Raw genomic sequence first — 12,422 nt, forward strand, 5'->3', positions numbered from 1 at the left:
AAAAATTTATTAACTTTTGCCTTGATGAAAAAATAGCAAAAATAAATGAAGAAAATACTGAGTTTTTACCAACAACAAAAATATTACTTGATACCTACTGGAGTCCAGAAGCTCAAAAAAGCTCGTGTCCACTGCCTCAAGAAACTATACTCAACAGGTCCAATCATGCGCCATCAAATCTAAATCCACAAGATTTAGCACAGTTATGGGCAGAGCTTAAAGTGCATAATTAAAAGGATTTATAATGAAAAACTATTTACACAGAAAATTACTTGTCGTAAAAAAACAATACAAAGAATTTTTACCCTCAATCGACAATTATCTTTCAACACAGCAAGCAACCTCGACCGAAGATTCTGCAGGCAGCCACAAAGGCGCTCAAGAATATCTACAAAACACATCCTTGAAAAAAAAATTAGACACTCTTTTATCTCAGCTTGATGCCGAACTTTCAAAAAATGAAACCGAAATTTCGTACGCCACATTCATGGAAAAATTAACAACCGCAGATCAATTACTTCATGAATTACATGAAAAAACAAAATCTACCTGGAAAAAAATAATTGATTCTTTTTGGGTGCAACTCGCGTTTGTTTTTTTTATCAAAGCATTTGTAATCGGCTGGTACTGCGTTCCAACCGGTTCAGCTGAACCAAATCTTCTTGTGGGAGACAGATTAATCGCCAATAAAACCGCGTACTGGTTTTCTGATGTTAAACGTGGCGATTTGGCGGTCTTTGATAATCCAGAAGTTCCATACTCAAGTAACTGGATTAAATACTTATGGCAACGTTTTGTTGGGGTAAAAATTGGATTTCTAGGTCTTCCTGAAGGTCCTGATAACTTTGTAAAACGGGTTGTTGGTATTCCTGGCGACATTATTGAAGGGCGCATCGAAGATGGACACCCGGTATTGTACAGAAACGGAAAAAAACTCGATGAACCATGGGTCAATCCGTATCCGTTGATCGCTGTACAAAAAATGAATGGCTTTTTCCCTGCTTCAAACCCAATTATGCGATTCTTTGGAAAATTACGTAATTCACCCGTCCTTTGCGCAGGAATCGGTCTTACAGCAGCTGCTCTTTGGTACATCACAAATCCTGCAGACATCCTGCCTGAATTAGGATTAGAACTCACCGCGGCGGTTGTTGGATTTGCAGCTGCATACGTTCCCCATATCGTTCGATTCTTAGAAATCAGAAAATCAGAAAACTGCAAAGGTCACCCATCGTTTTATACCTTCGACCCAGAAAAATCACTCGATGAACAACCATTTTACAAAATAGAAGAAAAAGAAATTTGCAAAAGCCCATTTACGGGAAAACCATTATTCCGTAGAGCCGGAGAACCAGAGCACTATGATACCTTTATGAAAATGCGCCTACCCGAAGGTAAATATTGGTTACAAGGTGACAGTAGACGCAACAGTCACGACTGCAGAGTATGGGGTCCTGTTGATCGCAGCTTAATTCGCGGTAAAGCAAGCATTATTATGTATTCTATCAACAGTGAAGAAGTCTGGTGGTTGTTTGATATCCTTAAAAATCCACTCTCATTCTGGTCGAAAAAACTGCGCCCAGAGAGAGCATTTACAATTCTTAAGAACCCTTTACCTAAATCCGAACAAGGCTAAGCCATGTTTCAACTCAAAAAGTTGCAGAGAAAATATGCTGCGTTGCTACAAAAAGTAACGGCGCAGCATATCTTTCTTAATCAAAAAATCGATTTATGGAAGTTTTCGCACCCTGAACGAGCAACAATAATTGAAACAAAAAAGCACACAATCGATCGAAGCCTTCAGCAAATTAACACCTTACTCACTCAAGAGCCTGTTGATATTCCGCTGGTAAGTGAAAAAATTTCTGATGTTGAAAAGTTATTCGAATCTCTGCAAGACGACATTCAACCTCGGTGGCAATTTTTCTTCAAACTATTTTCGATTGCTATAATTATTATTTTATTATTTAAACCCTATTTTTTTAACATCACAACCGTATCCCAAGGAACGTGCGAACCCACTCTTCTGGTCGGAGATACAATCGTTGTAAATAGACTGGCTTATGTATTAAGCAGCCCACAAAGAGGCGATCTTGTATTGATTCAAAATCCACAAGAAACCGAAACGCTCTCTGATGTTCAAAGATGGTGGCAAAAATATGTAGGAATAAAAATAAATTCACTCAACCTACCAGCAAGCGCTTCAACAACAATCGCTCGAATCGTAGGGCTTTCGGGCGAAACGATCAGCGGAAAAATAGAACAAAATATTCCAACAATTTATGTTAATGAAAACAAACTTTCAGAAAACGTTATCAACCAATATCCATTAATCGCGATCAAGCAAAAAAATGTATCTATCAAAAACGATACCGCGCTGGCTCAGTTGATTAACCCTACCGTAAATAATTCATCGATCCGATGGATCTCTTTTGATGAAAATGAGTCATTTAAAAATCAACCATTTTACAAAATATCAGAATCAGATGTCTTAATTAATCCAAAAACAACGCATCCTTTTTATAAAAAACCATACAAAAAAGACTCTCGTGACGAGTTTTTAATAACCATTACCGAGAAAAATTACTGGTGCATGAATGATAGTCGACGAAATACACACGATTCAAGAACGTTTGGTGCTGTTCCCCAAAAAAATATCATTGGCAAAATAAGTGGCATTTTGTATTCGATAGACTCTCAAGAAGAATCTTGGATTTTGGAGCTGTTAAGAAAACCAAAAAGTTTTTTTTCACACCAAATGAGAAAAAATAGATTTTTACAGAGGATCAAATAACCTACTAATCCTCTGTAAAAATATCAATTAATAACCCCCAGGCGACAATCCAGGTGTTGACGATAAAGAAACCGTAGGAAGCGTTTTTTCAAGCTCCCCAACCATAGTTGGCAAATCAGCTACATCTTCTTTAATACCAGTTGCCACAACAACAGCATGAGTAATCGGCCAAATTTCTCGAGTAAACCCTAGATCGCTAAATCTGGTATCTAAACGTCGAACAAGAGCTACAAATAAATTAGTAAACGCGGGATCAACTTTATTTTTAATATATTCAAAATAAAGCGCTGCGATATAATTTATTGTACCAGCAGTTAAAATTTCCCGTGGCAGAAATCTTCTAAAATTCAACATAGAACTCTCTATTAATAACTTTGCAAATGCTAAAACGTACTGCTTTAAATAAATTTGTGAGCTTTCCCATGAATCCTCATCAACAACCACATCGTATGGATACCCTTCTCCATCGATCTTATTAAACCCATTTAACGACTTATGCGCAGTAAGTTTTTTAATATCATCAAGCTGAAAGAGGTTATCTAATTGTATTCTTAAACGATGCCACTTATTTAAATTTTCGAATGAATGAAACCCTCCATTCATTTTGGGTAATCCATGATCCAAAGGCTTTATTACTTCAACTAAAGCATATCGATCCAATCTGTCAGTAATTTTTAAATCTCGCTTTTTCAAATCGCCCAAACTTAAGCCAAATTTTCTACTGAGCAACCCTTTGTCTTTCAAATATGTTCTTACAGCTGAAGTTTTTGAAGTATGAAGAAAAACCCCAAAAAAACGACGCCACTCAGACAATACCTCATCAGTAAACGAATCTACCTTTTCTGAAGAATCTATAAGCTCAATAAGTTCATCTCGCAAGCCATTATCAACCATACTATCAGCTATCCATTTAACTTCATCAAGTTTCGTTTCAAATAATGATGTTAAAGTTGCAATTCCAGCAGGAGTATCTATTTGAGCTCTAATTTTTGATAACAATAAACGCTGGGCATCTATCATTTTTCTCATAAGAACATTACCAACAAGAAGTTTTTGACCAAACAAGTCGTTATATAATTTATTTATTTTTTCTAACGTTTTTTCAGAAACCACTGAAGATGCTTTGAATAAAAAGAAATCTTCTATTATTTTTCTCAAAATAAATTGTATAGCCTTGAAACCATCTTTTGCTGATTGTTTTTGTCCTGTTGTTCTCTTATCCAAATAAAATTCATCCGGCTTAATCTTAAACGACGATGCTTTTTCAACATTTTTGGCTCTTAAAACATCCACAAAATTATTCCAAAAACCATCAAATTTATAGTCTGGCTTAGCACCGACGTTTTTTTTGTACTCAGAATGAAGAAGCATATCTGCTGTAAGACATGCATGCATCAAACCAACAGAAATAAGATTCAAACGATTAACTGATTTCCAGGTTAAGGGCTCCCTCAAAGAAGAAACTAACACGCTAAGACTGTCGTGAAGTTTTACAAATTTGTCATACTCTGCATCCGGATTTGATCCCACCCAATTAATTACTTCTTTTTCAACAACCTCTAAATCTTTTTCACTGTCTGTTTTTGGAACCACAACAGCTTTATCTACATATCCGTCAACTTTAAATTCAAACCCCGCAGGAGAACGTCGTGACTGCTTATCTGAGGTCAGCAACTCCCCCTTTTTAGGATAATCAAATCTTACCACTACACATCTTGCAGGTACTAGTTCACCTTTATCATTTCTACCTCGGACATGTGGAAAAAAACTCCATAATGATTTAACAAAATTCTCTAATGAATTCGTATAATCATCCATTTTTGAAACCAAGGGATCATAATAGACTTCAAATTTAAACAATTGATATTCTTGTTTATCTGGAGAAGCAAACTGATGTGGTGAGCATAAACGATCACATAATTCGGCATATTTTTTCTTTAAATTTTTTTCCAACTCGATATCAGTTGAAACACATTTTTTAAAAACGCTATCAAATGACGAACAACAATCGATCAAAAAATGTGTTCGCACAAGCTCTTGAAGAAAAATAAATAAATCTTCAGCTCGAGAAACTCCTGGCCCCATTTTTACAACTGAATCATAAAAACGATACATTCGATTAAGCATATTTCTGACTGACGGACTATTTACATTTATCCATGCCGAATCAGCCCGCAAGAGCATTTGATTAAACGAATAAAACAAACGCAAAATCTTCTCAACATTCAGCTTTCTAACTTTAGCTACTTCTTGTGCATCATCTTCAATCTCATCCAATCTTGAAATGACATCAATTTTAAGGCGCTCAACTTCGCTTTTTTGACCTTCTAAAGTCCCTGTAATAAAACTTGTTTTTTTGCCATCGGTTAAAACTTCTTTTAAATCATTTGTAATCGCATCAAATTCATCAATAAGACCTGCTATTTCTTCACTGTCTACATTTTTAGCCCTGAGTATTTCCAGCTCTTCAATTACTCGACGAAGAAATCGATACGCGGCAAAAACCCAATTTTCATTTACTAGAAGCATGCCATCAATCGAATTTTTAAGATCATGATAATACTGTAATGTCATTTTTCCTGGGGTGAAGATTCGTGCAAAATTTACAAGAATATTAATTGGAACAGCTTGCTCATAAAAAGCTTTTTGCAACTGCGAAAGAAAAATCTGAAAATTACCTGTTTTTCTTCTAACATTTTTTCTATCAACGACTTCAGCAACTGGCCAACCACCAGCAACGTATTTTGATTTTACACGATCAAAAAACGCCTTCCATTTTTCTTTGACTTTTTCGACCATAGGATCAGCAAGTAAATCTCGAGAATCATCCTCAGAGGGCCTCTTATATTCGGTAATTTCATCATTAAACTTAACAAGGATAAGCATCAATTGAACTTTAAGCACATTCTGAAGAGATTGAAAATCACCAGCAATCCAACGCCTTACCGTCTTCATAAAATCTTTATACTCAGGACGCCTTCGCTCCCAAGCGGCAAGGGTATTTGAGATTTTTTGTTGCTCAATAAACGAAGAATAATCTTCATCGCCCTCATCATCTGCATCATCTGCATCATCTTCATCGTCTGCGGTGTCTTCAAGCTCATCATCATCCCGATGATCAGTCAATCTTGCAGGAAGGGGCGACCTTGAAAAAACAACTGATGGCTGAGAATACCTTTTTCGAGGCACATAGGGAGTAATATCATCAAATCTAGAATATCCTCTTGCGGCAGGCAAAAATGGACTACGATAGGGAACAATTGCCGTCGAAGAAGGAACAGCCACAACTCTTGGCTTTGCACAAAAAAGCGGCACCGATAACAATAAAAAGCCATAAAAAACTGTTTTTTGTATTAACTTAAGGATTGAAAAAGACATATTAAACTCCCCCAAAAACAGGTAAACATACAATCACGATAAAGATTTGCACCCGAAGTACGCAAGATTGCTTTACAAAATGACACCAGAATTCTACAATCGGCAGTAACCTCTTAATCATTTTTTCAAAAACAAAGGATACTTATGGCTTTTACACAACCTTTTGGACTTTATTCCGCAGCAACCGGTCTTGGTTTGCTGGTAACTGTCTTAACGCTTTCGCGCGTTACCAGAGATTACGCTCATGATAAAAAAGCATCGGGAATTGCAGATCTTATTAGACGTGGAGCGATGGCGTTTTTACACAAAGAATATTCCATCTTGGTCGTTGTTATCGCTGCAGCGGCAGCTCTCATCTGGTTTGTAAGCGGAAAAATCGAGTCGTACGCCTACGTTGCTGGCGCGATTTCTTCAATGTTTGCAGGATTTGTAGGGATGCATGCCGCAACCAAAGCAAACGTACTTACCACGATGGTTGCAAAAGACGAAGGCGAACGCCCTGCACTTTTAACCGCCTTGATGGGTGGATCTGTCATGGGTTTCACCGTTGCCACACTTGCACTTTTAGGCCTTGGCATCATTACCTTCTTGTATCAAGATCACATTTCATTCGGTAGAATTTTAACTTGCTACGCTATCGGCGCAAGTTCAATTGCACTGTTTGCACGTGTTGGTGGAGGAATTTATACCAAAGCCGCTGACGTTGGTGCAGACCTTGTGGGTAAAGTTGAACAAGGAATTCCTGAAGACGATCCTAGAAACCCTGCCGTTATTGCTGACAACGTTGGTGACTGCGTTGGTGATACCGCTGGTATGGGTGCTGATATTTTCGAATCTTTTGTTGCTGCAGTAACCGCAACAATGGTCTTGGCACTAGAAACCTACAGTGCAGATTCAGTTCTGGTAAGCTTACCGTTGGTTCTTTCTGCAATCGGTATTTTTGCATCCGCAGCAGGACTGCTTTCCGTTTTTGTAATTCCTGTAAAATCAGAAAAACTTCTCCACTTTGCTCCAAATATCGCAATTATCGGCTTTATTGTGGCTTCATACTTTTATATGCAATCAGCTCAAATCGCTACAAATCTTTTTGGATCTGTCTTTTTGGGAGCAATCACCGGAATCGTTATTGGCTTAATCACCGACCACTACACCAATGGACAACCTGTTCAAGAACTTGCTGAAGCATCACAATCTGGTGCTGCAACAAACTTAATTTACGGTCTTTCCCTTGGATTTGGCTCAATCGTTGCCGCAATTTGGATTATTGCTGCCGTTGTTTTTGCATCATACAACTACTTTGGTGGATTGTATGGCGTATCTCTTGCTGCTGTCTCAATGCTTGCAACTGTTGGAATCGCGATGTCTGTTGATGCATACGGACCAATTGCCGATAATGCTGGTGGAATTGCAGAAATGGCTGGATTCGGCCCTGAAGTCAGAAAAATCACCGATAAACTTGATACACTTGGCAACATGACAGCTGCTCTTGGTAAAGGTTTTGCAATCGGTTCAGCTGCACTTTCTGCTCTTGCAATGTTTGCAGCATACTGCATGGCATCTGGACTCTCTGCGCTCAACTTAATTGACCCAACAGTTATCACCGGAATGTTTATCGGAGCTACCATGCCATTCCTACTTTCAGCAATGACCATGAAGGCTGTTGGTCGAGCTGCATGGAAAATGGTTCTTGAAGTTCGTCGACAATTCAAAGAAATTCCAGGACTCTTGGAAGGTAAAGCAGAACCTGATTACGAAAAATGTGTTGGTATTTCAACCGAAGCGGCATTATACGAAATGTTGCTCCCAGGAATTCTCACAATCGCTATGCCAATTATTATTCGATATGGATTTGGCCTTCAAGGCAAACTTGCTCTTGGTGGATTCTTGGCTGGCGCAACGTTAGTTGGTGTTCCTCTTGCCCTTATGATGGCAAACGCTGGTGGCGCATGGGACAATGCAAAGAAATTTATCGAAGCTGGAAACGTTGGTGGAAAAGGCTCTCCTGCGCACAAAGCAGCTGTTGTTGGTGACACCGTTGGCGACCCCTTCAAAGATACTTCTGGTCCATCCTTAAACATTTTAATCAAATTAATGTCAGTTCTTTCATTGCTTCTTGCAACCATCTAAGAACAATTAATTTTTAATAAAAAGGGCTCGATCTTAAAAATCGAGCCCTTTTTATTTGCTATAAATGACTATTTTTTTAAGTAAAACTCATCCCTTTTGTTAAAAAAAGCATGTCTTTGTACATTAAAAAGACCACAACACGTCAATTAATGAATTGGACAAACATATGATGATGAAAAAGATAATTCAAATCGCTTTTTTGGTACTCACCGTTGCTCAAGTTTCAGCAAAAGTAACAAAGGAAACCTTTTACCCGGTTGCTCGCTTCTTCAAATACACCGCCGCGAAAACAACGAGCAATGGAAAAAGATTTTTAGCACGAAGACACCGCCAAAAATGCGCCGATGCCTTCAAACTACTGCACCCTGAATATGCAAAAGCACTTGCAGAACTTAAAGAAGCACACAAACAAGCACTTCAAGGCCTGTATGATACTCACTTTAAAGAAAACGACAAAAAAATTGATGCCGAACTTAGAGCAAAACTAGAAGCAATTACCGCTGCTTACAACGCTGAAAAAGCTGACATCAAAAAGAAATTTCCAAAACCTGCAGTAGCAGTCGAAAGTACTTCAGACACACTCAATATTGATGCTGCTCAAGCAGTAACCGCAGTTTAATCTTTTCAAAAAAGGCCAAGCCCAATACGCTTGGCCTTTTTTATAAAAAAACAATCATTTTCTCAAAAAAGCCCACCTTTTTAAAAAACAATATGAGGCCTTTTGTCAGAAAAAGATGTGATTGTTACAATAAGAAACATAGAGAAGTTATCGTCTATCACTAATCCGGGGAGGGGTTATGAAGAAAGTTACCTACGTATTTATTATAAGTTTGGCTTTTGCAAGTCAAAACACACAAGCTGTCGGTTATGAGTCGGCTCAGTATTTAAAAGACAAATCAATTGAAGTGACTACGTATATTTTAAAAACACTCTACAATCGTTGGTTTGCTGCAAAAATTGATGCCGCAACCCAAACAGATGAGAGCGATAACTTATCACTTGAAAAAAAAGAAGATGCTTTAATGCAGCACGTTATACATCTTTCACTCAAGCCAGAAGAAGATGAAATGGCCCGCCAAGCAGAAATACTTGCAACACTCATAGCAGAAACACAGCAATTAGTTGATGCAAGGCAAAGTCAATCAGTAGAAGCTGCATAGTAAAAACAAAATTACGTAAAAAAGGGGTACGCTGTGTACCCCTTTTTTCATGCAATTAAAAAGTCTTTCTTGAGTGATTCAAGTTTAAATCGCACAGGATCGGAAAGATTTTCCTTGGTATCTAGTTTTGCAAACAATGTTCGAGCTGCACCCGTGTTTCCATTTTTATAAAAACAGGTGGCAGCATGCAATTGTGCGAATGGATATTTTTCCTGCTCCACACACTGCTGAAATAACGGAATTGCCAAAGAATACCGTTCGCTCTGCATAAGTGCCTGGGCATAATTATAGACCACATCTAAATTATCAGGGCGCTTATGATAGACCGCCCCAAAAAGATCTGCCGATTTTTTATAATTTTCCAAACGATAATAGCTTGCAGCAAGAACAAACTGTGTTGCTATGTCAAAAAGTGTAGGATCAATCGTTTCTAGACAAGTTACCACATCCGAGTAGTTGCCAAGTTCAAATGCCAATCGCGACTTAAGTACAACCATGTCAGCTGGAGGGGTAAGTGATTTTTGTAGAGCAATATTAATCGCATCATACGCAGGCTTAAACCGTCTTAATTGTTTTAATACTTCAGCATATTTAAAATAAATATCAGCAGAACATTCTTTGAATTCAATTGCTTTTTCAAAACAAGCCATCGATTCTTGTGGTTTGCCCAGCGACAAGGCCAATACGGCTCGATTTTCAAACACCCTTCTCATGTTGCAAGATTCACACAACTCTGCGCGATCAAAATAATTTTGCGCTCTATTAAAATCATTATTCTGCAAATAATGCTCTCCCAATCCGATCAAAGGATCTGCATATCCGGAATCAAGCGTTATTGCTTTAAAAAAGCACTCCATACCCTCATCTTGCTGCCCGGAGGTAATAAGCGCCTTTCCTAAATGATAATAACTTCGCGCACGCAAAGGAGTCTTTGAACAAACATATCGCCAAAAGACAACTGGATCTTGCCACAATTCCTTTTGATTAGCTGAAAGCTGCATAACCCCTGAAAATAACCCAACTAAAGCAATCCAAAAGACCCAGACCCCAAATTTTTTTTGATCCTCAGAAAAATGTTTATAGAGATACTCAAGAACAAAACAAACCAAATACGAAATGCCGAGCATCACCCCCACAGAAGATAAAAATGTTTTGTAATCTGCTACCAGCTCAGAAGACGGCATCAATGAACTTCGAGGAATCAAAGAAACTAAAAACCAGACCATCGCAAAAGGTAACACGTCGTCTTTTACAATCTTCCAAAAATAGACCCCCAAAAATCCTAAAAGTCCAAATCCTAAAAAAGATGAAATAAAAAGCTTGTTTGCAAGAGAGGTAACCAGCGGAAAATGATAATCCCAGCACAACTGGAATGGAAAAAGAAATACGCGTAAATAATGAAAAATAACCGGAAACTGCGTCAGCAAATATTCATAACTCGAAACCGTTTTTTGATATGACGACACAACCAAACAACCAGGAGCAGATAAAACCGTCATTTTACCAAGCAGCAAATCAATCAATGAAATATGAGAATTGACCAGCAAGTACATTCCCAAAAAAAGTATCCCATAAACACTATAAAAATAACTTCGTTTTTTAAGATCCTGCAATGAGCCACGCACCACCAAAAACAAATCGACAAGAAACAATAAGAACGGAACAACGATTGACGACTCTCTGGTGCCAATCAATAAAAAACTCATACACAACAATAAATAAAACCATGGACTGTGATACCAGGTTTTTTCGTCATACAACAATCGAATAAAAGAGCCAAGCACCAGCAAAACAAATAAGGTCAACAGACCCTCGAGTCGCATTTGCAAAATATTTAAGGCCGTTTGAACTTGCACCGGATGAAGCAAAAAAAGCCCCACGGCAAAAAGTACAATCCTATTTTTTCGTTCATACGCCCAAGAGGCAGAAGGCAAGCGATCAAAGATAAAATTAAAAATTAACAGAATCAATAACGCCAACAATAAATGCAAAATAAAATTTTGAACTCTAAAACTCTGCGCACTCATCCCAAAAAGAAGTATTAACGATTGATTTACAACCAGTGGAACCCATCGAGGCTGCAGCAACACAGAAATTCCCACAAGCCCTTCATCCATAAATAAAGGAGACTGTTTTGACAGCTCTGCTTGAACTGTTTCGTCAAAAAGAACAGTGCTCTCAAATGTGCTTGCATAAAATACATACGCAACCAAACACATACACACAAACAAACTATACTGCCACTCTCGTTTCATCAAAACCTCAGATGGTTTTTGGTCGTTCAGGCTCCTATGCTACACCATCTTGACCATTTTTGCTCAAAAAATAGTTCACATTTTCTGCAGACAACACACCACCAGAATCTTTTAGGTGTGCAGCAAGCTCCAATCGTGAATGTTCGGGGCGAAGAATATTAATAACTTTGTCAGAATTTGTTGACGCTAATTTTTCAGTAACATATGCAAATGCAGATTTTACATCACCCTGCCTTTCAATACACTGAGCAGCACGCATTGGTGCATTTGGCGACGCATCGGGAAAGGCTGTAAGTTTATTAAAAATTTCATATGCAGAAGCATACTCACCCTGCATAAACATAGTTTCTGCAAGGTTGTAAGAAAATTGATTGTCTTGTGGATACTGATCGCTAATCTGTTTAAAAATAGCACGCGCTTCATCCAAACGCTGTGTCAGAAAATAGGCATTTGCTAAATTAAATTTTGTTCGCGGAAGATCGATTCCCGGAGAGCGTCGCAATGTTTCTTCAAATGCGATGGCTGCTTGCTCATATTTTCCAAGCTGTAAGCCAACCTGACCCAAAATATCAAACGCATTTGGAATGTCTAAATCGCCTTGCGTTGCTTTAACAAACGAAGACCAAGCTTCTTCATTTTTCTTTTGCTCAAGATACAACCGACCTAAATTGAACCACGCTTTTCCATAATACGGACGAAGCAGTATTG

Annotated in this window: 7 protein-coding genes and 1 pseudogene; 6 read left to right on the forward strand and 2 right to left on the reverse strand. The window is 38.1% G+C overall.

Annotation, left to right across the window (positions count from 1 at the left end):
• The first annotated feature begins 244 nt into the window (after positions 1-244).
• From lepB (FJ366_03925) to FJ366_03950, 6 genes and pseudogenes are all read left to right on the forward strand, one after another.
• The gene (lepB, locus tag FJ366_03925) at positions 245-1,636 is read left to right on the forward strand and encodes a signal peptidase I (GenBank protein MBM3894714.1); all 1,392 of its coding nucleotides are present in this window, start codon (positions 245-247) and stop codon (positions 1,634-1,636) included.
• A 3-nt stretch (positions 1,637-1,639) separates the two neighbouring features.
• A complete protein-coding gene (gene lepB / locus FJ366_03930) occupies positions 1,640-2,794 on the forward strand; it encodes a signal peptidase I (GenBank protein MBM3894715.1) in 1,155 nt (384 codons plus the stop codon).
• A gap of 3,037 nt (positions 2,795-5,831) precedes the next feature.
• A pseudogene (locus tag FJ366_03935) lies at positions 5,832-5,912 on the forward strand (FmdB family transcriptional regulator).
• 404 nt (positions 5,913-6,316) lie between these two features.
• The gene (locus FJ366_03940) at positions 6,317-8,299 is read left to right on the forward strand and encodes a sodium-translocating pyrophosphatase (protein ID MBM3894716.1); all 1,983 of its coding nucleotides are present in this window, start codon (positions 6,317-6,319) and stop codon (positions 8,297-8,299) included.
• A gap of 172 nt (positions 8,300-8,471) precedes the next feature.
• Positions 8,472-8,918 (forward strand): hypothetical protein, encoded by a 447-nt coding sequence (locus tag FJ366_03945; GenBank protein ID MBM3894717.1) that lies wholly within the window; start codon positions 8,472-8,474, stop codon positions 8,916-8,918.
• Between the two features lie 178 nt (positions 8,919-9,096).
• Positions 9,097-9,459 (forward strand): hypothetical protein, encoded by a 363-nt coding sequence (locus FJ366_03950; protein MBM3894718.1) that lies wholly within the window; start codon positions 9,097-9,099, stop codon positions 9,457-9,459.
• Between the two features lie 47 nt (positions 9,460-9,506).
• Here the strand turns inward: FJ366_03950 and FJ366_03955 are convergent, their stop codons facing one another.
• Complete coding sequence (locus FJ366_03955) at positions 9,507-11,714, reverse strand: tetratricopeptide repeat protein (GenBank protein ID MBM3894719.1); 2,208 nt, start codon at positions 11,712-11,714, stop codon at positions 9,507-9,509.
• A gap of 34 nt (positions 11,715-11,748) precedes the next feature.
• Positions 11,749-12,420 carry a tetratricopeptide repeat protein gene (locus FJ366_03960; protein ID MBM3894720.1) on the reverse strand — a complete coding sequence of 224 codons (672 nt, stop codon included), beginning with the start codon at positions 12,418-12,420 and terminating at the stop codon, positions 11,749-11,751.
• Positions 12,421-12,422: the final 2 nt, after the last annotated feature.

The sequence above is a fragment of the Candidatus Dependentiae bacterium genome (assembly GCA_016871815.1).
In the GTDB taxonomy this organism is placed as follows: domain Bacteria; phylum Babelota; class Babeliae; order Babelales.